At 58.7% G+C, this 24,877-nt stretch carries 21 protein-coding genes; 4 read left to right on the top strand and 17 right to left on the bottom strand.

What is annotated here, in order from left to right:
* Nucleotides 1–2 precede the first annotated feature (2 nt).
* From nuoC to PSH69_RS18530, 12 genes are all read right to left on the bottom strand, one after another.
* On the bottom strand, nucleotides 3–1,787 hold the full coding sequence (gene nuoC, locus PSH69_RS18585; protein WP_305409384.1) for an NADH-quinone oxidoreductase subunit C/D: 1,785 nt from the start codon (nucleotides 1,785–1,787) through the stop codon (nucleotides 3–5).
* Nucleotides 1,788–1,859: 72 nt separating this feature from the next.
* Nucleotides 1,860–2,534 (bottom strand): NADH-quinone oxidoreductase subunit B family protein, encoded by a 675-nt coding sequence (locus tag PSH69_RS18580; protein ID WP_007940869.1) that lies wholly within the window; start codon nucleotides 2,532–2,534, stop codon nucleotides 1,860–1,862.
* Between the two features lie 10 nt (nucleotides 2,535–2,544).
* Nucleotides 2,545–2,958: an NADH-quinone oxidoreductase subunit A gene (locus PSH69_RS18575; protein WP_007940868.1), complete on the bottom strand. Its 414-nt coding sequence runs from the start codon at nucleotides 2,956–2,958 to the stop codon at nucleotides 2,545–2,547.
* 545 nt (nucleotides 2,959–3,503) lie between these two features.
* Nucleotides 3,504–4,829 (bottom strand): isocitrate lyase, encoded by a 1,326-nt coding sequence (gene aceA / locus PSH69_RS18570; protein WP_018925513.1) that lies wholly within the window; start codon nucleotides 4,827–4,829, stop codon nucleotides 3,504–3,506.
* A gap of 514 nt (nucleotides 4,830–5,343) precedes the next feature.
* Nucleotides 5,344–6,105 (bottom strand): secretin N-terminal domain-containing protein, encoded by a 762-nt coding sequence (locus PSH69_RS18565; RefSeq protein ID WP_305409383.1) that lies wholly within the window; start codon nucleotides 6,103–6,105, stop codon nucleotides 5,344–5,346.
* Between the two features lie 170 nt (nucleotides 6,106–6,275).
* Nucleotides 6,276–6,701 (bottom strand): GNAT family N-acetyltransferase, encoded by a 426-nt coding sequence (locus tag PSH69_RS18560; RefSeq protein WP_305409382.1) that lies wholly within the window; start codon nucleotides 6,699–6,701, stop codon nucleotides 6,276–6,278.
* Nucleotides 6,694–7,863 carry a cupin domain-containing protein gene (locus PSH69_RS18555; protein ID WP_019580081.1) on the bottom strand — a complete coding sequence of 390 codons (1,170 nt, stop codon included), beginning with the start codon at nucleotides 7,861–7,863 and terminating at the stop codon, nucleotides 6,694–6,696. The genes PSH69_RS18560 and PSH69_RS18555 overlap by 8 nt, the downstream gene beginning before the upstream one ends.
* 86 nt (nucleotides 7,864–7,949) lie before the next feature.
* Nucleotides 7,950–9,320, bottom strand: coding sequence for an adenylosuccinate lyase (gene purB, locus PSH69_RS18550; protein ID WP_018925518.1), 1,371 nt, complete (start codon nucleotides 9,318–9,320; stop codon nucleotides 7,950–7,952).
* 128 nt (nucleotides 9,321–9,448) lie between these two features.
* Nucleotides 9,449–10,072 carry a high frequency lysogenization protein HflD gene (gene hflD, locus PSH69_RS18545; RefSeq protein ID WP_007940860.1) on the bottom strand — a complete coding sequence of 208 codons (624 nt, stop codon included), beginning with the start codon at nucleotides 10,070–10,072 and terminating at the stop codon, nucleotides 9,449–9,451.
* On the bottom strand, nucleotides 10,069–11,202 hold the full coding sequence (mnmA, locus tag PSH69_RS18540) for a tRNA 2-thiouridine(34) synthase MnmA (RefSeq protein WP_305409381.1): 1,134 nt from the start codon (nucleotides 11,200–11,202) through the stop codon (nucleotides 10,069–10,071). Before mnmA ends, hflD begins: the two co-directional genes overlap by 4 nt.
* 59 nt (nucleotides 11,203–11,261) lie before the next feature.
* Nucleotides 11,262–11,708, bottom strand: coding sequence for an NUDIX hydrolase (locus PSH69_RS18535; RefSeq protein WP_305409380.1), 447 nt, complete (start codon nucleotides 11,706–11,708; stop codon nucleotides 11,262–11,264).
* 127 nt (nucleotides 11,709–11,835) lie between these two features.
* On the bottom strand, nucleotides 11,836–14,061 hold the full coding sequence (locus PSH69_RS18530; RefSeq protein ID WP_018925521.1) for an NADP-dependent isocitrate dehydrogenase: 2,226 nt from the start codon (nucleotides 14,059–14,061) through the stop codon (nucleotides 11,836–11,838).
* A 506-nt stretch (nucleotides 14,062–14,567) separates the two neighbouring features.
* Here PSH69_RS18530 and icd point away from each other — a divergent pair.
* Nucleotides 14,568–15,824 (top strand): NADP-dependent isocitrate dehydrogenase, encoded by a 1,257-nt coding sequence (gene icd / locus PSH69_RS18525; RefSeq protein WP_305409379.1) that lies wholly within the window; start codon nucleotides 14,568–14,570, stop codon nucleotides 15,822–15,824.
* 73 nt (nucleotides 15,825–15,897) lie between these two features.
* On the opposite strand, the gene PSH69_RS18520 is transcribed toward icd, so the two are convergent.
* The gene (locus PSH69_RS18520) at nucleotides 15,898–16,179 is read right to left on the bottom strand and encodes a cold shock domain-containing protein (protein ID WP_305409378.1); all 282 of its coding nucleotides are present in this window, start codon (nucleotides 16,177–16,179) and stop codon (nucleotides 15,898–15,900) included.
* Nucleotides 16,180–16,403: 224 nt separating this feature from the next.
* Here PSH69_RS18520 and clpS point away from each other — a divergent pair, with 224 nt between their 5' ends.
* Nucleotides 16,404–16,766, top strand: a complete 363-nt coding sequence (gene clpS / locus PSH69_RS18515; protein ID WP_015094394.1) for an ATP-dependent Clp protease adapter ClpS — start codon at nucleotides 16,404–16,406, stop codon at nucleotides 16,764–16,766.
* A gap of 30 nt (nucleotides 16,767–16,796) precedes the next feature.
* Nucleotides 16,797–19,067: an ATP-dependent Clp protease ATP-binding subunit ClpA gene (gene clpA / locus PSH69_RS18510; protein WP_018925524.1), complete on the top strand. Its 2,271-nt coding sequence runs from the start codon at nucleotides 16,797–16,799 to the stop codon at nucleotides 19,065–19,067.
* A gap of 222 nt (nucleotides 19,068–19,289) precedes the next feature.
* On the opposite strand, the gene infA is transcribed toward clpA, so the two are convergent.
* From infA to trxB, 4 genes are all read right to left on the bottom strand, one after another.
* Nucleotides 19,290–19,508: a translation initiation factor IF-1 gene (gene infA / locus PSH69_RS18505; RefSeq protein ID WP_002553999.1), complete on the bottom strand. Its 219-nt coding sequence runs from the start codon at nucleotides 19,506–19,508 to the stop codon at nucleotides 19,290–19,292.
* A 100-nt stretch (nucleotides 19,509–19,608) separates the two neighbouring features.
* Complete coding sequence (locus tag PSH69_RS18500; protein WP_305409377.1) at nucleotides 19,609–20,316, bottom strand: arginyltransferase; 708 nt, start codon at nucleotides 20,314–20,316, stop codon at nucleotides 19,609–19,611.
* An 87-nt stretch (nucleotides 20,317–20,403) separates the two neighbouring features.
* Entirely contained in the window at nucleotides 20,404–21,084 is a 681-nt protein-coding gene (aat, locus tag PSH69_RS18495; protein ID WP_305409376.1) for a leucyl/phenylalanyl-tRNA--protein transferase, read from the bottom strand.
* A gap of 68 nt (nucleotides 21,085–21,152) precedes the next feature.
* Nucleotides 21,153–22,112, bottom strand: a complete 960-nt coding sequence (trxB, locus tag PSH69_RS18490; RefSeq protein WP_018925527.1) for a thioredoxin-disulfide reductase — start codon at nucleotides 22,110–22,112, stop codon at nucleotides 21,153–21,155.
* Between the two features lie 306 nt (nucleotides 22,113–22,418).
* On the opposite strand from trxB, the gene PSH69_RS18485 reads away from it, so the two are divergent.
* A complete protein-coding gene (locus PSH69_RS18485; protein ID WP_086944984.1) occupies nucleotides 22,419–24,824 on the top strand; it encodes a DNA translocase FtsK in 2,406 nt (801 codons plus the stop codon).
* Nucleotides 24,825–24,877: the final 53 nt, after the last annotated feature.

Raw genomic sequence — 24,877 nt, 5'->3', positions numbered from 1 at the left:
GCTTAACGGTCCACGTCGGCCATAACGAAATCGATACTACCCAGGTACGCGATCAAGTCCGCGACCATGCTGCCTTTGATCACCGAAGGGATCTGCTGCAAGTGCGGGAAGCTTGGGGTACGAATCCGGGTGCGGTAGCTCATGGTGCCGCCATCGCTCGTCAGGTAATAACTGTTGATGCCCTTGGTCGCTTCGATCATCTGGAAGGATTCGTTGGCCGGCATGACCGGGCCCCACGAAACTTGCAGGAAGTGCGTGATCAGGGTCTCGATGTGCTGCAGCGTGCGCTCTTTAGGCGGCGGTGTGGTCAGCGGGTGATCCGCCTTGTACGGGCCTTCCGGCATGTTGCGCAGGCACTGCTCGATGATCTTGATGCTCTGGCGCATTTCTTCGACGCGAACGATGCAACGGTCGTAGGCATCGCCATTGGCCGCCAGCGGGACTTCGAATTCGAAGTTTTCGTAGCCGGAGTAGGGGCGAGCTTTACGCACGTCGAAATTGCAACCGGTCGAACGCAGGCCGGCACCGGTGACGCCCCATTCCAGGGCTTCCTTGGTGTTGTAGGCGGCAACGCCGATGGTCCGGCCACGCAGGATGCTGTTGTCCAGTGCGGCTTTCTGGTATTCGTCCAGACGCTTTGGCATCCACTCGACGAAATCCTTGACCAGTTTTTCCCAGCCGCGTGGCAGGTCGTGGGCGACGCCACCGATGCGGTACCAGGCCGGGTGCAGGCGGAAACCGGTAATGGCTTCGATCACCGTGTACGCCTTCTGGCGGTCGGTGAAGGTGAAGAACACCGGAGTCATCGCGCCGACGTCCTGGATGTAAGTCCCCAGGAACAGCAGGTGGCTGGTGATCCGGAAGAACTCGGCCATCATGATGCGGATGACATCGACCTTCTCGGGCACCTTGATGCCGGCCAGCTTCTCGACCGAGAGCACGTACGGCAGGTTGTTCATCACGCCGCCGAGGTAGTCGATACGATCGGTGTACGGAATGAAGCTGTGCCAGGACTGACGCTCGGCCATCTTCTCGGCACCACGGTGGTGGTAGCCGACGTCTGGCACGCAGTCGACGATCTCTTCACCGTCCAGCTGCAGGATGATACGGAACGCACCGTGGGCCGAAGGGTGGTTCGGACCCAGGTTGAGGAACATGTAGTCCTCGTTCGGGCCGGAACGCTTCATGCCCCAGTCTTCAGGCTTGAAGCGCGCGGCTTCTTCCTCGAGCTGTTGCTTGGCCAGGGTCAGGCTGAACGGATCGAACTCGGTGGCACGGGCCGGGAAGTCCTTGCGCAGCGGGTGACCTTCCCAGGTCGGCGGCATCATGATGCGGCTCAGGTGCGGGTGGCCGGCAAAGTGAATGCCGTACATGTCCCACACTTCACGCTCGTACCAGTTGGCGTTCGGCCAGATGCTGGTGACGGTCGGCAAGCTGAGGTCGCTCTCGGACAACGCGACCTTGATCATTACGTCACTATTACGTTCGATCGACATCAAGTGATAGAACACAGTGAAGTCGACGCCGTTTGGCAGCCCTTGACGCTTGGTACGCAGACGCTCGTCCACGCCGTGCAGGTCATAGAGCATGACGTACGGCTTGGGCAGGTTGCGCAGGAAAGTCAGGACTTCGACGAGTTTGGCACGGGCAACCCAAAGCACCGGCATGCCGGTGCGGGTAGGCTGGGCGGTGAACGCCTCTGGGCCAAAACGGTTGTTCAGTTCGACGACCACATCCTGGTCGTCTGCCTTATAAGGCGGGATGTACAGAGCACTGCCTGCAGTCATGGTTATTTATCGCTTTCGGTCAACGTAAAGAATGAAGCCAGTTTCTCGTTCTATAAAAGAAGCAGATCTGGATCAGACTTCGTCGGGGCTGCGCAGGTTGGTTACCTGAATACGCTGTTCGCGGCGCTGTTCCTTTTGCGAAGGCATCTCGGCGCGGTAAACGCCTTGATCGCCAACGACCCAGGAAAGTGGGCGACGCTCCTGGCCAATCGACTCCTGCAACAGCATCAAGCCTTGCAGAAAAGCTTCAGGGCGGGGTGGGCAGCCAGGCACGTAGACGTCCACGGGCAGGAACTTGTCCACCCCTTGAACGACGGAGTAGATGTCGTACATGCCACCGGAGTTGGCGCACGAACCCATGGAAATGACCCATTTAGGTTCGAGCATCTGCTCGTAGAGACGCTGAATGATCGGCGCCATCTTGATGAAGCAGGTACCGGCGATAACCATGAAATCCGCCTGACGCGGCGATGCCCGGATTACCTCGGCGCCAAAGCGCGCGATGTCGTGGGGCGCCGTGAAGGCGGTGGTCATTTCCACGTAGCAGCACGAAAGACCGAAGTTATACGGCCACAGGGAGTTCTTGCGCCCCCAGTTGATCGTGCCGTTGAGCACGTCTTCGAGCTTGCCCATGAAAATGTTTTTGTGAACTTGATCTTCTAACGGATCGGAAACGGTTTCCCGTTGGCCAATCGGATACTGCTCGTTAGGAGCATCGGGGTCGATCCTGGTGAGATTGTATTGCATTGCCAAAGCCTCATTGTTTCAGCTTCGCTTGCCGCTTAAGACGAGCTGCCGGAGCCCAGTCAAGGGCGCCCACTCGAAATAGGTAGACAAGACCTGCCAACAGAATTGCTATGAAAACGAGAGCTTCGACGAATCCGGTCCAGCCGCTTTCGCGGACGGACACAGACCAGGCAAAGAGAAAGAGGGCTTCGATATCGAAGATCACGAAGAGCATCGCGACCAGATAGAATTTGGCTGAGAGCCGCAAGCGGGCGCCACCTGTAGGTAGCATGCCGGACTCGAACGGTTCGTTTTTGCTGCGGCCCCAGGCTTTTGACCCGAGGAGGCTGGAGACGCCGAGCATGAAGGCGCAAAGGCCGCCGACACCCAGAAGGAAAATGGCAAAGCCCCAGTTGTGGGCCATGAGTCCGGTCGCTTCGGGCATGCTGGTAATCCTTAACAGAGAGCAAAGGTCTCTGAGCTTGATAAAGAAATAAGGCAGTGACGATATGTCGCAGCAATCAATCCCGCTGATTTTATGGCTAAACACCCTGCAAGTAAAATTCCTATAGCGAAATTATTTATTGGAATAAGGACATGGCGTATCTCCAAAGCCCTGTAGCCCATACGGTTCGGGCATTGGCGGGGGTTTTGTCAAATATGTTTTGTAGGGAATGTAACGAACATAGTTGTCGCTAAATGATAATCAATGTTATTTGGTGTGGTTTTCAAACTGTTTAGCGAGCAGCGGTACGGCAAGTTGTCTTATATGCGCGTTACTGCAAGTAGCGCGCGGGGTGGTTTTACCTTGTTTTCCTGATCGTGAAACTGCTCTGGATCAAGGTTTTTCCCTGCGCTCGATCCTGTAGGAGTGAGAGGAGGGGAATCCCAGGCAAAAAAACACCCCGAACCAGTCGGGGCGTCAGATGAGCGGCTTTGCGGTTAGCTTTTTATTCGGTCCGCAAGGGCCGTTTGTTTAAGCGAAGCAGATCAGTGGAACTGTTCTTCTTCGGTCGAGCCGGTCAGTGCGGTGACCGAAGACGTGCCACCCTGGATCACGGTGGTCATGTCGTCGAAGTAGCCGGTGCCCACTTCCTGCTGGTGAGCCACGAAGGTGTAGCCCTTGGCGGCGTCAGCGAACTCTTGCTCTTGCAGCTTCACATAGGCAGTCATGTCGTTGCGGGCGTAGTCGTGCGCCAGGTTGAACATGCTGTGCCACATGTTGTGAATGCCGGCCAGGGTGATGAACTGGTGCTTGTAACCCATGGCGGACAGTTCGCGCTGGAACTTGGCGATGGTCGCGTCGTCCAGGTTTTTCTTCCAGTTGAAGGAAGGCGAGCAGTTGTACGACAGCAGTTGGTCCGGGTATTCCTTTTTGATCGCTTCAGCGAAGCGACGGGCTTCGTCCAGATCCGGCTTGGCGGTTTCGCACCAGATCAGGTCAGCGTACGGCGCATAGGCCAGGCCGCGAGCGATGGCCTGGTCGAGACCGGCGCGAACCTTGTAGAAGCCTTCCTGGGTACGGGTGCCGGTCACGAATGGCTGGTCGTACGGGTCGCAGTCGGACGTCAGCAGGTCAGCAGCGTTGGCGTCGGTACGGGCCAGGATAATGGTCGGTACGCCGGCGACGTCGGCTGCCAGACGAGCAGCGGTCAGCTTCTGTACGGCTTCCTGGGTCGGAACCAGTACCTTGCCGCCCATGTGGCCGCATTTTTTCACGGAGGCCAGTTGGTCTTCGAAGTGAACGCCGGCGGCGCCTGCTTCGATCATGCTTTTCATCAGCTCGTAAGCGTTCAGCACGCCGCCGAAACCGGCTTCAGCGTCAGCCACGATCGGGGCGAAGTAGTCGATGTAGCCTTCGTCGCCCGGGTTCTTGCCGGCTTTCCACTGGATCTGGTCAGCGCGACGGAACGAGTTGTTGATGCGCTTGACCACGGTTGGAACCGAATCCACCGGGTACAGCGACTGGTCCGGGTACATCGATTCGGCGGAGTTGTTATCCGCAGCCACTTGCCAGCCCGACAGGTAGATCGCCTGGATGCCGGCCTTGACTTGTTGTACCGCCTGGCCGCCGGTCAGGGCGCCCATGCAGTTAACGAAATCTTTCTCGGGACGGAAGGATGGCTTGGCGCCCTGGGTCACCAGATTCCAGAGCTTCTCGGCGCCCATTTTTGCAAAGGTGTGCTCAGGTTGAACCGAGCCACGCAGACGGACGACGTCAGCAGCGGAGTAATTGCGCTTCACGCCTTTCCAGCGTGGGTTTTCAGCCCAGTCTTTTTCGAGGGCTGCAATTTGCTGTTCGCGTGTCAGTGCCATGGAGATAAACCTCGTCGCGTCTTTAATCGAAAATGGTTCTGGGTGAACAATTCCTGCGTGCCAAATACGCTCATTCAGTTGGGGCGTACATGGCTGCTCGCTGACCAGAAGCTTAGGCGGTCAAGTCGGGTTCGGCGGGGATGGCGACGGGATGAACGATGGGCTCGAGGGGGAGGTGAGCAGGTAAGGGCGAACTGGCGAACGCATTCGGGCGTCGTGGGCCTGGGTGCGAACTTCAGTGTGGAGCCGGGTTACCTAATTACGCTTCCGTCCCTCGGGACAACTTCGTTCCAGTCGGCAACCTCGTCAAACACACCTTGTGGGCGGTACAGACACGAATCGGCTCGCGGGGTAGGGTGCGAACAGCGACTCGAAAGCCCTTGCCAGGGCCTCTGATTAGCGGGAGCGAGGCCATCATGCCTTTGCTTTTTTGGCTCGTCAAACGTTTTGTAGTGCTTTTTTTCAAGCACTACATCTTTAGTCTAATACGACTAATCAGTCAGTTTTTGGTGCTTTAGTCCAAGGTGTCGACTTTCACCCGCAAAGTCATGTCATCCCGGCCCTGAGTCGAGTAGCTGCGGGTCAGGCCCTGTTTGTCGGCCTGAGTCTGACGATTCGCGCCGGCCAGGGTGATCCACTCGCCCAGTCGACCGCTGACAGTTGTGTCGGTACTTTGCACGTTCACTACATCGGGACGTTCTTGGCTCATCCGGTCACGGTTGGTACTGATAGCCAGGTGAACGATGTCGCCGGTGACGCTGGCGGTGACGTAGAAACCCTGGGTGACATTGCGGTATTCGGTCTGGCTGCGCAGATCGCCGTAGCTGTCGGTCTGGGTGCTGGTGAGCGGTACGCTTTGGCCGACCTGGATCAGTGCCGGTGCGCCTTCGCTGGCCTGAATCTGCTGGATACCGCCTTCACGGCTGTCGGTGCTGCGATTGATGATGCGGGTCTGATTCGGTGCGGCGCCATTCACCGAGTAGCCCTGATCGCCCTGAAAGTTGTTTTCATTGGTGTCGACGGTGATCAGAAGGCGCTTGGGTGCGGTATCGAGTTGCGCTAGGAAGGTCTTGAGTTCATCGATCTTGTCGGGCTCGGCGTTGACGATCAGTTGGTTGCCGTAGGCGCTGACCTTGCCGTCCTTGCCGATGAAATTCTGCGCTACTGGCAGCAGGTCGGCGCTGGTGCGGTAATTCAGGGGCACGATCTCGGTGGCGGCCATGACCGAAAAACTGCAGGTCAGCAGCAGCGTGGTGAGTAGGGTGCGTAGGGACATGTCCGTTTCTCCGCAAATCAAAGGTTTGATATTGCCAGTTTGTCGGCCCGGCGTGGTGCGAGTTGAATCACAGACAGCAAAACGCCCCGGCATCCGAGAATGGCGGGGCGTTTTGTGGTGTTCTTGATATGTATTTGTGGTGAGGGGGCAAGCCCCCTCACCACAGGGAATCAAGTCGAGTGACGCACCATGTCCACATGCGGAATCCCGGCTTCCAGGAATTCCTCACTGACCATGCTGAAACCCAGGCGCTCATAGAACGCCGTGGCCTGCACTTGCGCGCTCAGCATCTGCTGCTTCAGCCCGCGCTTCTCGGCTTCACCGATCACCGCTTGCATCAGCGCATCGCCAACCTTCATGCCGCGCCAGTCTTTGAGCACCGACACCCGGCCGATGTGGCCATCGGGCAGCAGGCGGGCGGTGCCGATCGGAAAGTCGCCTTCGAAGGCCAGGAAATGCACCGCCGTGGCGTCATCGGCATCCCATTCCAGTTCAGGTGGAACGGATTGCTCGGTGACGAATACCGCTTCACGAATGCGCCGGATCTCAGCGTTGTCCTTTTGCCAGTCTGCGACACGTACGTGAATCTTATTCATCGGCAAACCCCAGGCTGCCCTGCTTGACCAGTTCGCACAGCAGGCCACGGCCGTCTTCGTCGCTCAGCCATGGGCCGAGGTTATCGACATGCAGGGCGTCGGCGGCGCAGATCATTTTCAGCAGCTCGCGCAGCTTGCCCGGCAGGTAGCGGCTCTGGCCGCTGGCGAACAGCAGCAGGTCGTCATCGACTTCCGACCAGGCCAGACGCGCACTCGGGTTGCGGATCAGCACGGCACCTTCTTCGAGCGCGCTGAGGAAGTCTTGCTCTTCGACTTCTTCCGGGCCGACCACCAGTTCCGGGTAGCGCGGCTCGGTCATGAACTGGCCGAACCAGGTCAGCAGCAGGCGCTCGTCGCTCATGTGCTCGGCCAGCAGGCTTTTGAGGCGATCGAGGGCATCGTGCTGGATCTGATGAGGATCGACCGCCGGCAGGGCGTCGGCGTCGGTGTAGCGCTCTTCGTCCGTCAGGAACTGGCTGAGGAAGTCGGTGAAGTGGGTCAGCACTTCAGCGGCGCTCGGGGCGCGGAAGCCGACCGAGTAGGTCATGCAATCATCGACAGCCACACCGGAATGAGCCAGGCGCGGCGGCAGGTAGAGCATGTCGCCCGGTTCCAGCACCCACTCATCGGTGGCTTCGAAATCGGCAAGGATGCGCAGGTCGGCGTGTTGCAGTAGCGGGCTCTCGGAATCGCACATCTGGCCGATTTTCCAGTTGCGCTTGCCGTGGCCTTGCAGCAGGAACACGTCGTAGTTATCGAAGTGCGGACCGACGCTACCACCCGGGGCGGCAAAGCTGATCATCACGTCGTCGACGCGCCAGCTCGGCAGGAAGCGGAAGTTTTCCAGCAGTTCGGCAACTTCCGGCACGAATTGGTCGACGGCTTGCACCAGCAGAGTCCATTCGCGTTCCGGCAGTTTGCTGAATTCGTCTTCGGCGAACGGGCCGCGGCGCAATTCCCAAGGGCGCTCGCCGTGCTCGATCACCAGGCGCGATTCGACTTCTTCTTCCAGCGCCAGGCCGGCCAGTTCGTCGGCGTCGATCGGGCTTTCGAAATCAGGAATCGCCTGACGGATCAGCAGCGGTTTTTTCTGCCAGTAGTCGCGCAGGAATTCCCGTGCCGTGATGCCGCCCAGAAGTTGAAGAGGAATATCAGGATTCATGTGTAACCTATTGAAAAAATGCACTTTTCAGACGGGAATAAAAACGCCCGGCGGCGCCGGGCGTCTCAAACGGGTAGAGCGGTCGATCAGATGCGTTTGGCTTGTGCCACAGCGTTGCCGATGTAGTTGGCCGGGGTGAGCAGTTTCAGCTCAGCCTTGGCGGCGGCTGGCATGTCCAGGCCGTCGATGAAAGTTTGCAGTGCTTCAGGGCTGATGCCCTTGCCGCGCGTCAGCTCTTTGAGCTTCTCGTACGGGTTTTCGATGTTGTAGCGACGCATCACAGTCTGGATCGGCTCGGCCAAAACTTCCCAGCAAGCGTCCAGGTCAGCGGCAATCTTTTGCTCGTTGAGCTCCAGTTTGCTGATGCCTTTGAGGCTGGCTTCGTACGCGATCACGCTGTGGGCGAAGCCGACACCGAGGTTGCGCAGTACGGTGGAGTCGGTCAGGTCGCGCTGCCAGCGGGAGATTGGCAGTTTGCTCGCCAGGTGCTGGAACAGTGCGTTGGCGATGCCCAGGTTGCCTTCGGAGTTTTCGAAGTCGATCGGGTTGACCTTGTGCGGCATGGTCGACGAACCGATTTCGCCAGCGATGGTGCGCTGTTTGAAATAACCCAGGGAGATGTAGCCCCAGATGTCGCGGTCGAAGTCGATCAGGATGGTGTTGAAGCGCGCGATCGCGTCGAACAGCTCGGCGATGTAGTCGTGCGGTTCGATCTGCGTGGTGTACGGGTTGAAGCCCAGGCCCAGCTCGTCTTCGATGAAGGCGCGGGCGTTGGCTTCCCAGTCGATCTCAGGGTAGGCCGACAGGTGAGCGTTGTAGTTGCCGACGGCGCCGTTGATCTTGCCCAGCAGCGGAACGGCGGCGACTTGAGCGATTTGACGCTCCAGGCGGTAAACCACGTTCGCCAGCTCTTTGCCCAGGGTGGTCGGCGATGCCGGTTGGCCGTGGGTGCGCGACAGCATCGGCACTTCAGCGAAACGGAGGGCCAGTTCGCGGATGGCGTTGGCGGTCTGGCGCATCAGCGGCAGCATCACGTCATCACGGCCTTCACGCAGCATCAGGGCGTGGGACAGGTTGTTGATGTCCTCGCTGGTGCAGGCAAAGTGGATGAACTCGCTGACCTTGGCCAGTTCCGGCAGCTTGGCCGCCTGCTCTTTGAGCAGGTATTCAATGGCTTTGACGTCGTGGTTGGTGGTGCGCTCGATCTCTTTGACACGCTCGGCGTGCTCCAGAGAGAAGTTTTCCGCCAGGGTGTTCAACACCGCGTTGGCTTCGGCGGAGAACGCCGGCACTTCGCTGATGGCAGGGTGAGCGGCCAGGCGCTGGAGCCAGCGCACTTCAACCAGAACGCGAGCACGGATCAGACCGTATTCGCTGAAAATTGGGCGCAGGGCCTGGGTTTTGCCGGCGTAGCGGCCGTCAACAGGGGAAACCGCAGTGAGCGAAGAGAGCTGCATGGGGTGTTCTCGGACAGTCGGGCAACGAAATGGGGCGCGTATCATACATGAAAAATATCCGCCGGTCCGTTGCCAACTGACCGGCGTATTACGCGTTACTGATTACAAAACGGTATTGCAGGCGCGGTTCAGCTGCTGCGCATCAGCGGGTAAAGCTCTTTAAGCAACTTGCGTCGGCTGATCACCAGCTGCCAGCGATGACCGCCCAACTGCCGCCACAGGCGTGCCGAACGAATCCCGGCCAGCAACAGTGCGCGGATTTTCGAGGCATTGCTCGGTTGCTGCAGGTTGCGCATGTCGCCATGCACCTGAATCCGTTGGCGCAAGGTGCTCAGGGTGTCCTGGTACAGCGCACCGCAAGCGGCGATCACGTTTTCGTGGGCCGGGCCAAAGTGTTCGACCTGGGACTGAATCTGCGGCAGGCGTTTGCCGATCACGTCCAGCATGTCATTGCGCTTGGCCAATTGGCGCTCCAGTCCCAGCATCGCCAGGGCGTAGCGCAGCGGTTCGCGCTGAAGGGTGCTGGGGTCGCGTTCCAGGGCGCCGATCAATGCGCGATAGCCTTCGCGCAAATTGATGTCGTCGCCGCCATACACTTCCAGAGTGTCCTTGGGGTCGCGAATCAACAGGCTGCCGAGCATGCAGGTCAGGCCCGCTTCGTTGGTCTGGCCGGTCTTGGCGATTTTGTCGACCAGCACGGCGGCGAGAAACACGCCGCCCAGGGCCGTCAGTTGTTCCTGAGTCGGGCTCATGAACGCTGGCCCTTGCTGGTCCAGGGTTCGGCCACTTCGATCACGCCGCCGCCGAGGCAGATTTCACCGTCGTAGAACACCACGGATTGGCCCGGAGTGACCGCGCGTTGCGGGTCATCAAAGGTGGCGCGGTAGCCGGTGGCGGTCTTTTCCAGGGTGCAAGGCTGGTCGCTCTGGCGATAACGCACCTTGGCGGTCAGCCTGCGCGGCTCGGTCAAATCGATCGGGTTGACCCAATAGATGTCCGAGGCGAGCAGGGCGCGGGAGAACAGCTGCGGGTGGGCATTGCCCTGGCCAACGATCAGCTCGTTGTGTTCCAGGTCCTTGATCAGCACGTACCACGGTTCTTCGCCGGCGTCTTTCAAGCCGCCGATGCCCAGGCCCTGGCGCTGGCCGATGGTGTGGTACATCAGACCATGGTGGCGACCGATGACTTCACCTTCGGTGGTCTTGATCTCGCCGGGCTGGGCCGGCAGGTATTGTTTGAGGAAATCGCTGAAGCGGCGTTCGCCGATAAAGCAGATTCCGGTGGAGTCCTTTTTCTTCGCGGTGGCCAGGTCGTGTTTCTCGGCAATCGCGCGGACTTCGGGTTTTTCCAGCTCGCCGACCGGGAACAGGGTCTTGGCGATCTGTTCGCCGCCGACGGCGTGCAGGAAGTAGCTCTGGTCCTTGTTCGGATCCAGGCCCTTGAGCAATTCGGTGCGACCATCGATGTCGCGGCGACGCACGTAGTGGCCGGTGGCTATCAGGTCGGCGCCGAGCATCATGGCGTAGTCGAGGAACGCCTTGAACTTGATTTCGCGGTTGCACAGGATGTCCGGGTTCGGCGTGCGGCCGGCCTTGTATTCGGCCAGGAAGTGCTCGAACACGTTGTCCCAGTACTCGGCGGCGAAGTTGGCGGTGTGCAGCTTGATGCCAATCTTGTCGCACACGGCCTGCGCGTCCGCCAGGTCATCCATGGCGGTGCAGTATTCCGTTCCATCGTCTTCTTCCCAGTTCTTCATGAACAGGCCTTCCACCTCATAGCCTTGCTCGATCAGCAGGAGAGCGGAAACGGAAGAGTCCACGCCGCCGGACATACCGACAATGACGCGCTTCTTTTGTGTGGCAGAAGGGGCTGGATCACGCATAGGGATTTAATGAGTGTCTTGAAAAAGGACGCGATTCTAGCAGGCTCAAGCCTGCAAGGCTAAAGAGAAGGGCGGATCAGCTCGAGGCTGAAGTGTTTACCGTCCAGATAATCATCGATACAGCGGATGATCAGCTCACTGCGCCAGTTTGCGCGCTGTTGCAGCAGTTCGTCACGCGTCAGCCACTTTGTGCCGACAATACCGTCATCCAATTGATAATCCGGGTGGTGTTTGATCGCTTTTGCGGTAAAGCAGACCCGCTGATAGGTCACGCCGTTGCTGGGGGCGGTGTAGAGATAAATACCCACGACGCCGGTCGGCTCGACGTCCCAGCCGGTTTCTTCGAGGGTTTCGCGTATGGCGGCTTCGATCAGTGTTTCGTCCGGGTCCAGATGGCCGGCGGGCTGATTGAGCACCGTTCGTCCGTGTTTGGATTCCTCGACCATCAGGAAGCGACCGTTGTCTTCGACGATGGTGGCGACGGTGATGTGGGGTAGCCAATCCATGAAATGTCCTCAATGTTGAATTTGAAGCGCTTTCCCTGTAGGGGGCAGTGTTCACATTTGAATGCTGTCAACGCTGAAAACACAAACCCCGGCGCATGGCCGGGGTTTGTGATGTTCCCTTACAACCTTAAACCAACGCAGCAATCGCGGCGTTGAAGGTTGCGCTCGGGCGCATGGCCTTGCTGATCAGCTCGGCATTGGCGTGGTAGTAACCGCCGATGTCCACTGGCTTGCCCTGAACGGCGTTGAGCTCGGCAACGATGGTTGCTTCGTTCGCGGTCAGGGTTTTGGCCAGTTCGCCAAACTGCGCTTGCAGTGCAGCGTCTTCGGTCTGGGCGGCCAGGGCTTGAGCCCAGTACAGTGCCAGGTAGAAGTGGCTGCCGCGGTTGTCGATGTTGCCGACTTTACGCGATGGCGACTTGTTGTTGTCCAGGAACTGGCCAGTGGCCTGATCCAGGGTCTTGGCCAGCACCAGCGCTTTAGGGTTGTTGTACGTCACACCCAGATGCTCAAGGGAGGCGGCCAGGGCCAGGAACTCGCCCAGGGAATCCCAGCGCAGGAAGTTTTCTTCCAGCAGCTGTTGAACGTGCTTCGGTGCCGAACCGCCAGCGCCGGTTTCGAACAGGCCGCCGCCATTCATCAGCGGAACGATCGACAGCATCTTGGCGCTGGTGCCCAGTTCCATGATCGGGAACAGGTCAGTCAGGTAGTCGCGCAATACGTTGCCGGTCACCGAAATGGTGTCGAGGCCGGAGCGAGTGCGCTCCAGGGTGAACTTCATCGCGTCGACTGGCGACATGATGCGGATGTCCAGGCCGGAAGTGTCGTGATCCTTCAGGTAGGCCTGAACTTTCTCGATCACCACGCCGTCGTGGGCGCGCATTGGGTCCAGCCAGAAAATCGCCGGAGTGCTGCTTGCGCGAGCGCGGTTGACGGCCAGTTTGACCCAGTCCTGGATCGGCGCGTCTTTGGTCTGGCACATGCGGAAGATGTCGCCGGCTTCAACCGACTGTTCCAGCAGCAGGGTGCCTTTGCTGTCGGTGACACGAACAACGCCGTTGGCCTTGATCTGGAAGGTCTTGTCGTGCGAGCCGTACTCTTCGGCTTTTTTCGCCATAAGGCCAACGTTTGGCACGCTGCCCATGGTGGTCGGATCGAAGGCGCCGTTTGCCTTGCAGTCTTCGATCACCGCCTGGTAGATGGTGGCGTAGCAACGATCCGGGATCACGGCCTTGGTGTCGTGCAGTTGACCGTCGGTGCCCCACATCTTGCCGGAGTCACGGATCATCGCCGGCATCGAGGCGTCGACGATGACGTCGCTCGGCACGTGCAGGTTGGTGATGCCTTTGTCGGAGTTGACCATGGCCAACGACGGACGAACGGCGTAGACCGCCTGGATGTCCGCTTCGATCTGCGCTTGTTGCTCGGCAGGCAAGGCCTTGATACGAGCGTACAGGTCGCCGATGCCGTTGTTCAGGTTGAAGCCGATTTGCGCCAGCACGTCAGCGTGCTTGGCCAGGGCATCTTTATAGAACTCGGCAACGATCTGGCCGAACATGATCGGGTCGGAGACCTTCATCATGGTGGCTTTGAGGTGAACCGACAGCAGTACACCTTTTGCCTTGGCGTCTTCGATCTCAGCGGCGATGAAGCTGCGCAGCGCGTTTTTGCTCATGACCGCGCAATCGAGGATCTCACCGGCTTGTACGGTGGTTTTTTCCTTCAGGACGGTGGTGGTGCCGTCTTGAGCGATCAGTTCGATTTTGACGGCGTCAGCGGCGTCGATCAGGGCGGCTTTTTCGCTGCCGTAGAAATCGCCGGTGCTCATGTGGGCGACGTGGGACTTGGAGTCCTTGGCCCAGGCGCCCATTTTGTGCGGGTGCTTGCGTGCATAGTTCTTGACCGACAGCGGTGCACGACGATCGGAGTTGCCTTCGCGCAGAACCGGGTTTACGGCGCTGCCCTTGATTTTGTCGTAGCGGGCCTTGGCTTCTTTGTCGGCGTCGCTGGTCACGGTTTCCGGGTAATCCGGCAGTGCATAGCCCTGGGCTTGCAGCTCTTTGATCGCGGCCTGCAGTTGCGGAACCGAAGCGCTGATGTTCGGCAACTTGATGATGTTGGCTTCAGGTGTAACGGCCAGGTCGCCCAGTTCGGCGAGGTGGTCGGCTACCGCTTTGTCACCCAATTGCTCGGGGAAGCTGGCCAGGATGCGCCCTGCAAGAGAGATATCGCGGGTTTCAACGGCGATATCAGCGGAGGCGGTGAAGGCCTCTACGATAGGCAACAGTGAATAGGTGGCGAGGGCTGGGGCTTCGTCGGTGAAGGTATAGATGATCTTCGAGCGGGTGGGCATATTCGGATTAACTCTCTCTTCTTTGCTAAAGCGTGCATAGAAACTCGAGGGGCGCCGGGTAAGCGCGTTCGTTCAAAGTCATCCATGAGCCGAATGTCGAGGTTTCTTTGCGGTGATGTTGGGTGCATCGGTCGAGCGTCAAGCGGGTGGACTGCGGTAACAATCCTGCTTTTTCGGGCCCAGAGTCTCGGCTACATTTCCAGTGGCAGAGAGGTCGGCCGTCGTGACTCTGTGGTCAGCGGCGGCATTATACATAGGTAGCTGGCAATCTGCCGATGGTTCATATGCAACGATTCTCGTCCATTGGTCTAAAGGTCGCAGGCGGGCGTGGGGAGTAGCCTTGTATGGCGTGCTTGAGTTTGGCGCTTTTCCCTTTACTTTCAGGCTTGTACGTCACGAACTGTGCAGCTTCGCGGCAGATGGACGGAACATAGGGTTTGCGCGCCGATTCAACTGGGGTACGCTCGGACGAAGCCAGATGTTCAATCCAAACAATGGAGTTCAGCATGGGATACAAGAAGATTCAGGTTCCAGCCGTCGGCGAAAAAATTACCGTCAACGCGGACCATTCTCTCAATGTTCCTAACAACCCGATCATTCCCTTCATTGAAGGCGATGGTATTGGCGTTGATATCAGCCCGGTCATGATCAAGGTTGTCGATGCTGCTGTTAAGAAGGCTTACGGCGGCGAGCGCAAAATTTCCTGGATGGAAGTCTACGCCGGGGAGAAAGCGACTCAGGTTTACGATCAGGACACCTGGCTGCCTCAGGAAACCCTGGACGCGGTCAAGGATTACGTGGTTTCCATCAAGGGCCCTCTGACCACGCCGGTCGGCGGTGGCATCCGTTCCCTGAACGTGGCGCTGCGCCAGCAACTCGACCTGTATGTGTGCCTGCGTCCGGTGCGCTGGTTTGAAGGCGTGCCGAGTCCGGTCAAGAAGCCAGGCGACGTCGACATGACCATCTTCCGCGAAAACTCGGAAGACATTTATGCCGGTATCGAATGGAAGGCCGGTTCGCCGGAAGCGACCAAGATCATCAAGTTCCTTAAAGAAGAAATGGGCGTCACCAAGATCCGTTTCGACCAGAATTGCGGTATCGGCGTCAAGCCGGTTTCGCTGGAAGGCACCAAGCGTCTGGCGCGCAAGGCCCTGCAGTATGTGGTCGACAATGATCGCGACTCACTGACTATCGTGCACAAAGGCAACATCATGAAGTTCACCGAAGGTGCCTTCAAGGAATGGGCCTACGAAGTGGCTGCCGAAGAATTCGGCGCGACCCTGCTCGACGGCGGTCCGTGGATGCAGTTCAAAAACCCGAAAACCGGCAAGAACGTCATCGTCAAGGACGCCATCGCCGACGCCATGCTTCAGCAGATCCTGCTGCGCCCGGCCGAGTACGATGTGATTGCCACCCTGAACCTCAACGGTGACTACCTCTCCGACGCCCTGGCGGCGGAAGTGGGCGGTATCGGTATAGCGCCGGGTGCGAACCTGTCCGACACCGTGGCCATGTTCGAAGCCACCCACGGCACCGCGCCGAAGTACGCCGGCAAGGACCAGGTCAACCCGGGTTCGCTCATCCTGTCCGCAGAGATGATGCTGCGTCACATGGGCTGGACCGAAGCGGCGGATCTGATCATCAAGGGCACCAACGGCGCGATTTCCGCTAAAACCGTGACCTATGACTTCGAGCGCCTGATGGATGGCGCGAAGCTGGTATCGTCTTCCGGGTTTGGCGATGCGCTCATCTCGCATATGTAAGCCGCACATGTAGGTGAATCGGTACAAAAAAACCGCCTTCGGGCGGTTTTTTATGACTGGATGGCAGGTTGTGTCAGCTCGACACTGTTTCTGGCTTGATGGAAGGTGCGGTCTGTCCGTTCGGGAAGGTGGCAGGTGCGATCTTTACAGCATGCAACCCTTTGGGGCCCTGAACGATCTCGAAACTAACGATTTGCCCTGCCTTGAGGGTCTTGTATCCATCCATATCAATGGCTGAGTAGTGGGCAAAGAAATCGATATCCTTGCCATCCTCGTCGCGACCTTCTCTGGCCTCGGTATTAATGAAACCGAACCCCTTGGCATTGTTGAACCATTTCACCTTACCGACAGCCATACTCATATCCCTCTGCAACAGACTCCATCACTGGAGTATCATCCAGTTAATCCGCAGTCTAATCTTGTAAATAGATTGACTCCGCGGACCTTTTTTACCCACTGTGGGCTCTATTGGTTGTAACACCGTTTTCCCGATAGTCAAGGCGACCGGGCGGTCGGAGTTGAAATCGCTGATGGCCGCCCCCACCACTGTATTTGCACAACTGACGAACCTTTCTTTCCATGCATGCAATCAGCCAGATTCGACTAACATTCAATCAGGATCGCCCTGATTTACACGACGACGATTCCGCAGGCATTGCTGTTCAGGAGGCTAAGCCTGCTTTACAGGCGCCGCCTATGTACAAGGTGGTTTTGTTCAACGATGACTACACACCGATGGATTTCGTCGTCGAAGTGCTCGAGGTGTTTTTTAACCTGAATCGCGAGCTGGCGACCAAGGTCATGCTGGCCGTTCATACAGAAGGACGGGCAGTATGTGGAGTGTTTACCCGCGACATCGCCGAGACCAAGGCCATGCAGGTCAACCAGTACGCCAGGGAAAGCCAGCATCCGCTACTCTGTGAAATCGAGAAGGACGGTTAATCGCCGACCACTTGGGTATGAGGTGAAGCTATGTTAAACCGCGAGCTCGAAGTCACCCTCAATCTAGCCTTCAAGGAGGCTCGTTCGAAGCGTCATGAATTCATGACCGTCGAACACCTGCTGCTGGCCCTATTGGATAATGAGGCTGCCGCTACCGTTTTGCGTGCCTGCGGCGCAAACCTCGACAAACTCAAGCATGACCTGCAGGAGTTCATCGACTCCACCACGCCATTGATCCCCTTGCATGACGAGGATCGTGAAACCCAGCCAACCCTGGGCTTCCAGCGTGTACTGCAACGTGCTGTCTTTCACGTACAGAGCTCGGGCAAACGCGAAGTAACTGGCGCCAACGTGCTGGTCGCGATCTTCAGTGAGCAAGAGAGTCAGGCAGTGTTTCTGCTGAAACAGCAGAGCGTTGCGCGCATCGATGTCGTCAACTACATCGCCCATGGCATCTCCAAAGTGCCAGGGCATGGCGATCACTCTGAAGGTGAACAAGATATGCAGGACGACGAGGGCGGTGAGTCTTCTTCTTCAGGCAATCCTCTGGATGCTTATGCCAGCAACCTCAACGAACTCGCGCGCCAGGGTCGTATCGATCCATTGGTAGGCCGTGAGCTCGAAGTCGAGCGCGTTGCGCAGATCCTGGCGCGGCGTCGCAAAAACAACCCATTGCTGGTGGGCGAGGCGGGCGTGGGTAAAACCGCGATTGCCGAAGGCCTGGCCAAGCGCATTGTCGACAACCAGGTGCCGGACCTGCTGGCCAACAGCGTGGTGTATTCCCTCGATCTGGGGGCCTTGCTGGCCGGAACCAAATACCGCGGCGATTTCGAGAAGCGCTTCAAGGCGTTGCTCAATGAGCTGAAAAAACGTCCGCAGGCGATCCTGTTCATCGACGAGATCCACACCATCATCGGTGCGGGCGCTGCGTCCGGTGGCGTCATGGATGCCTCGAACCTGCTCAAGCCATTGTTGTCTTCGGGCGATATTCGCTGCATCGGTTCGACCACGTTCCAGGAATTCCGCGGGATCTTCGAGAAGGACCGTGCCTTGGCCCGGCGCTTCCAGAAGGTTGATGTGTCGGAGCCTTCGGTGGAAGACACCATCGGTATCCTGCGTGGCCTGAAAGGGCGTTTCGAACTCCATCACAACATTGAGTACAGTGATGAAGCCCTGCGTGCCGCTGCCGAACTGGCGTCGCGTTACATCAATGACCGGCACATGCCGGACAAGGCCATCGACGTGATCGACGAGGCGGGCGCCTATCAGCGTCTGCAGCCAGTCGAGAAGCGCGTGAAACGCATCGAAGTGCCTCAGGTCGAGGACATCGTTGCGAAAATCGCGCGAATTCCGCCAAAACACGTCACCAGCTCCGACAAAGAGCTGCTGCGTAACCTTGAGCGTGACCTGAAGCTCACGGTATTCGGCCAGGATGCGGCGATCGACTCACTGTCGACCGCGATCAAACTGTCCCGTGCCGGCCTCAAGTCGCCTGACAAGCCTGTCGGTTCGTTCCTGTTCGCAGGCCCGACCGGCGTCGGTAAAACCGAAGCTGCGCGTCAGCTGGCCAAGGCGTTGGGGGTCGAGCTGGTTCGCTTCGACATGTCCGAGTACATGGAGCGCCACACCGTATCGCGTCTGATCGGTGCGCCTCCAGGCTATGTCGGGTTCGACCAGGGCGGTCTGCTGACCGAAGCCATCACCAAGCAGCCTCACTGCGTGTTGTTGCTCGATGAAATCGAGAAGGCGCATCCGGAAGTCTTCAACCTGCTGTTGCAGGTCATGGACCACGGTACGCTGACCGATAACAACGGGCGCAAGGCAGACTTCCGTAACGTGATCGTCATCATGACGACCAACGCCGGTGCCGAGACTGCAGCGCGTGCTTCGATCGGTTTCACCTATCAGGACCACTCGTCCGATGCGATGGAAGTGATCAAGAAGAGCTTCACGCCGGAGTTCCGCAACCGTCTGGACACCATTATCCAGTTTGGTCGCCTCAGCCATGAGGTCATCAAAAGCGTGGTGGACAAGTTCCTTACCGAGCTTCAGGCGCAGCTGGAAGACAAGCGTGTGCTGCTGGAAGTCACCGACGCTGCTCGCAGCTGGCTGGCGGCCGGTGGTTACGACGTGACCATGGGTGCCCGACCAATGGCGCGCTTGATTCAGGACAAGATCAAGCGTCCGCTGGCGGAGGAGATTCTCTTTGGCGAACTGGCCGAACATGGCGGTGTGGTGCACATCGACATCAAGGACGGCGAGCTGACCTTCGAGTTCGAGACCACGGCTGAAATGGCCTGACGTTAACCGCAACAAAGCAAAAGGCGCCGAAAGGCGCCTTTTTGCTGTCTGCCATGATCGTTCCCACGCGCAGCAAAGGAATGCAGCCCGGGACGCTCCGCGTCCCTTCAAAAGCCGAACGCAGAGCGTCCGTTGAGGCATTCCCACGCAGAGCGTGGGAACGATCCGCATTGCGCACAAACAAAAACGCCCGGCATAGCCGGGCGTTTTGTATTGACTTGATTAGCGAGCGCGGTAGGTGATGCGCCCTTTGCTCAAGTCATAGGGCGTCAGCTCGACGCGCACTTTGTCGCCGGTAAGAATACGAATGTAGTTCTTGCGCATCTTGCCGGAGATATGCGCGGTTACGACGTGCCCATTTTCCAACTCCACACGAAACATGGTGTTGGGCAGGGTGTCGACGACAGTGCCTTCCATTTCGAAGCTGTCTTCTTTCGACATGCAGTAAAGCCCTCGGTGTCCAATGAATGGCCCGGTGCAACTGCGCCAGGCAAAAGCGGCGTGCATTGTGCCCGAAAAGTGGGGTTTAAGCCAAGGGGTTCTAGTTCAGGATGACCCAACGTTGATTAATCAGCAGTTCGATAGGGCGATATTGGGTCTTGTAGCTCATTTTTTTGCAGTTTTTGATCCAGTAGCCGAGATAGACCGCTTCCAGCCCCAGGCGCCCGGCTTCGGCAATCTGCCAGAGAATCGCGTAACGCCCCAGGCTGCGACGCTCCTCGCCAGGCTCGTAGAAGGTGTACACCGCTGACAGGCCATTGGGCAGCAAGTCGGTGACGGCCACCGCCACCAGTCGGCCTTCGAGACGAAATTCGTAGAAGCGGGAGAACGGCAGGTCACGCACCAGGAAGGTCGAGAACTGGTCGCGACTCGGCGGATACATATCGCCGTCGGCGTGGCGCTGTTCGATGTAGCGCTGATAGAGGTCGAAATACTCCTCGCTGAACTTTGGTCGGGCCGGGCGTACCTGCAAGTCGGCATTGCGTTTGAGAATGCGTTTCTGCTGACGGTTGGGGGTAAATTGCGCCACAGGAATGCGCGCCGGTACGCACGCATTGCAATTCTGGCAATGGGGCCGGTAGAGATGATCGCCACTGCGACGAAAGCCCATTTCCGACAGATCTGCGTAGACATGCACATCCATGGGCTGACTGGGGTCGAGGAACAGCGTAGTGGCCTGCTCCTCGGGCAGATAACTGCAAGAGTGGGGCTGAGTGGCATAGAACTTCAAACGCGCCAACTCGGTCATGATCAACCCTCGGGATAAACTTTTGATAAGGGGACGTTCTCAATTCGTCTCCCCGCATTAAGTGTAAGCCACACGGGCCAATGTCGCTCAGCAAACCCAGGTGGCACGACTGGGTTGATCCAGGTGCCGGGCAAGGTAGCCGGCAAACTCGGTGCGGGGAATCGCTCGGGCGCCCAGGCTGTGCAGATGATCGGTAGGCATCTGGCAATCGATCAGCACAAAACCTGAGTCTTTCAGATGTCGCACCAGCGTGGCAAAGCCATATTTGGAGGCGTTGTCGGCACGGCTGAACATCGACTCACCGAAAAACAGCTGTCCCATGGCCAGGCCGTAGAGCCCGCCGACCAGCACGCCATCGTCCCAGACCTCCACCGAATGGGCGTAGCCGCGCCTATGCAGTTCGACGTAGGCGTCCTGCATCGCTTGGGTGATCCAGGTGCCATCGGCGTACTCGCGCGGCGCGGCGCAGGCGCTGATGACCGCGGCAAAATCCCGATCGAAGGTCACTTGATAGCGTTGTTGGCGCAGCAGTTTATTCAGGCTGCGAGAGACATGCAGTTCGTCGGGAAACAGCACCGTGCGCGGATCCGGCGACCACCAGAGAATCGGTTGGCCTTCCGAGAACCACGGAAAGCAGCCATGGCGATACGCCTGAATCAGACGGTCGGCGGACAGATCGCCGCCCGCGGCCAGCAGTCCGTTGGGGTCGCGCATGGCTTTTTCCAGCGGCGGAAAAGTCAGGGTATTGCGTTGTAACCAAGTCAGCATGGCATCCGGGCTTGCAGAAGGGGAGGGCGGTGGCGGGCCGATAAACCCGCCAGATAGAAGGTTAACCGTCAAACGCCGGGAATGTCATCGAGATACTTCTCGGCATCCAGCGCAGCCATGCAACCGGCTCCGGCAGAGGTCACTGCCTGGCGGTAAACGTGGTCGGCCACGTCGCCGGCGGCGAATACACCCTGGATGGCGGTGGCGGTGGCGTCGCCTTCGCTGCCGCCCTTGACCAGCAGGTAGCCGTTGCGCATCTGCAGTTGGCCCTGGAACAGGTCGGTGTTGGGTTTGTGGCCGATGGCGATGAACACGCCGGCCAGCGACAGTTCAGCGGTTTCGCCGGTATGGCTGTGACGCAGGCGGGCGCCGGTCACGCCGCTGGCGTCACCGAGTATTTCGTCCAGGTTCTGGTTCCAGTGCAGGCGGATATTGCCGTTGGCGGCTTTTTCGAAGAGTTTGTCCTGCAGGATCTTCTCCGAGCGCAGTTTGTCGCGACGGTGAATCAGATGAACCTCCTTGGCGATGTTCGACAGGTACAGGGCTTCTTCCACCGCGGTGTTGCCGCCGCCGACCACTGCGACCACCTGGTTGCGGTAGAAGAAGCCATCGCAAGTGGCGCAGGCCGAAACCCCTTTGCCGGCAAAGGCTTCTTCCGATGGCAGCCCCAGGTATTGGGCCGAAGCGCCGGTGGCGATAATCAGCGCATCGCAGGTGTAGGTGCCGCTGTCGCCGATGAGCTCGAACGGGCGCTGTTGCAACTTGGCGGTATGGATGTGGTCGTAAACGATCTCGGTGTCGAAGCGTTCGGCGTGTTTCTGCATGCGTTCCATCAGCACCGGCCCGGTCAGGCCTTCGACGTCGCCGGGCCAGTTGTCGACTTCGACGGTGGTGGTCAGCTGGCCACCGGCCTGTATGCCGGTAATGACAACGGGTTTGAGGTTGGCGCGAGCGGCATAAACGGCTGCGCTGTAACCGGCAGGGCCGGAACCCAGAATGATCAGGCGGGAATGCTTCGCTTCACTCATAAAAACACCTCATAAGCCTTTGTCACAAAAGAGAATGCATGCTCAAATTGGACGGCGCGTATTGTGCTGTTGGCTATGCTGGAGCCAAGGGTCTCAAGCATGGCATTGGGCGAACAAACCCGTACAATGCCCGCTTGTAACAGTGTTTGTATCAAAAAAGCGCTGCGTGCCGTATTTCGAAAAGCCGGGGCACAGTGTTAAAAGTAGTCCCGGTTGGGGCTGTTAACTTTTTTACCTGCCTGGATTGGGCAGTTTTTATAGTCATTCAACAGATGGACGCGCCAAGGGCGCAGGAAAAGAAGCGTTTTGAAGAAATCCACCGCAGCACCTAAAACAGTCGTACCGCTCTGGCGCCAGCAATTGCACTACCGGCTCAAGGAAGGTGCATTGATCGCCATCGGTGCCTTGTGCCTGTTCCTGATGATGGCCTTGTTGACCTATGGCAAGGACGATCCGGGCTGGAGCCATAACAGCAAGATCGACGATGTGCAGAACTTCGGCGGGCCTGCCGGCTCTTACAGCGCCGACATCCTGTTCATGGTCCTGGGTTACTTCGCCTACATTTTCCCGCTATTGCTGGCGATCAAGGCCTATCAGATCTTCCGTCAGCGCCACGAGCCATGGCAGTGGAGCGGCTGGCTGTTTTCCTGGCGCCTGATCGGCCTGGTGTTTCTGGTGCTGTCGGGCGCGGCGCTGGCCCATATCCATTTCCATGCGGCGACCGGTCTGCCGGCCGGCGCGGGCGGCGCTTTGGGTGAAAGCCTCGGCGACCTGGCGAAGAATGCGCTGAACATTCAGGGCAGCACGCTGTTGTTTATCGCGCTGTTCCTGTTCGGCCTGACGGTATTCACCGACCTGTCGTGGTTCAAGGTGATGGACGTCACCGGCAAGATCACCCTCGATTTGTTCGAATTGTTTCAGGGCGCGGCCAATCGCTGGTGGGCAGCCCGTACCGAACGCAAGCAACTGGTCGCCCAGCTACGTGAAGTCGACGATCGCGTGCATGACGTGGTTGCGCCGACGGTCACCGACAAACGTGAGCAGGCCAAGGTCAAGGAACGCCTGATCGAGCGCGAGCAGGCCCTGAGCAAGCACATGTCCGAGCGTGAAAAGCAGGTGCCGCCGGTGATTGCTCCCGCGCCGCCGAAGCCGGCCGCTCCGAGCAAGCGCGTGGAAAAAGAGAAACAGGCGCCGTTGTTCGTCGACAGCGCCGTGGAAGGCACCTTGCCGCCGATTTCGATTCTCGACCCGGCGGAAAAGAAACAACTCAATTATTCGCCTGAATCCCTGGCGGCCGTCGGCCACTTGCTGGAAATCAAGCTCAAGGAATTCGGCGTCGAAGTCTCGGTAGACTCGATTCACCCGGGCCCGGTCATTACCCGTTACGAAATCCAGCCTGCCGCCGGGGTCAAGGTCAGCCGCATCGCCAACCTGGCCAAAGACCTGGCCCGTTCCCTGGCCGTGACCAGCGTGCGCGTGGTGGAAGTGATTCCGGGCAAGACCACGGTCGGTATCGAGATCCCTAACGAAGACCGGCAGATCGTGCGATTCTCCGAGGTCTTGTCGACCCCCGAGTACGATAACTTCAAGTCCCCGGTCACCCTGGCCCTGGGTCATGACATCGGCGGCAAACCGGTCATCACTGACCTGGCGAAAATGCCCCACTTGCTGGTGGCCGGTACGACCGGTTCCGGTAAGTCGGTGGGTGTGAATGCGATGATCCTGTCGATTCTGTTCAAGTCGGGCCCTGAAGACGCCAAGCTGATCATGATCGACCCGAAAATGCTTGAGCTGTCGATCTACGAAGGCATCCCGCACCTGCTGTGCCCGGTGGTCACCGACATGAAGGACGCCGCCAACGCCTTGCGCTGGAGCGTCGCCGAGATGGAACGGCGCTACAAACTGATGGCGAAGATGGGCGTGCGTAACCTGTCGGGCTTCAACGCCAAGGTCAAGGAAGCCCAGGACGCCGGCGAGCCGTTGAGCGATCCGCTGTACAAGCGCGAAAGCATCCACGACGAGGCACCGCTGCTGCAGAAGCTGCCGACCATCGTCGTGGTGGTCGACGAATTCGCCGACATGATGATGATCGTCGGCAAGAAGGTTGAAGAGCTGATCGCGCGTATCGCGCAGAAGGCGCGTGCGGCGGGTATCCACTTGATCCTCGCGACCCAGCGTCCGTCGGTGGATGTGATCACCGGTCTGATCAAGGCGAACATCCCGACCCGTATGGCGTTCCAGGTATCGAGCAAGATCGATTCGCGGACCATCATCGACCAGGGCGGCGCCGAACAACTTCTGGGCCACGGTGATATGTTGTACATGCCGCCGGGCACCAGCCTGCCGATTCGTGTTCACGGTGCATTCGTGTCCGATGACGAGGTGCACCGGGTGGTTGAAGCCTGGAAACTGCGCGGCGCGCCGGAATACAACGATGACATCCTGGCCGGTGTCGAAGAAGCCGGTAGCGGCTTTGAAAACGGCGGCGGTGGTGGTGACGATGATGCCGAAACCGATGCGCTCTACGACGAAGCGGTGCAGTTCGTCCTGGAAAGCCGTCGTGCGTCCATCTCCGCGGTTCAGCGCAAGCTGAAAATCGGCTACAACCGCGCGGCGCGCATGATCGAAGCCATGGAAATGGCCGGGGTCGTGACGTCCATGAACACCAACGGCTCGCGTGAAGTCCTGGCCCCTGGCCCGGTGCGCGACTGATCCGGTTTTGAAAGGGGCGGCGTCCTGAGGCGCCGCCCGCACTCCCACGAATG

The sequence above is a fragment of the Pseudomonas sp. FP1740 genome, from assembly GCF_030687165.1.
Lineage (GTDB): Bacteria > Pseudomonadota > Gammaproteobacteria > Pseudomonadales > Pseudomonadaceae > Aquipseudomonas.
Note: the sequence above shows the minus strand (reverse complement) of the source record. Positions and strands in the feature narration are given on the sequence as shown.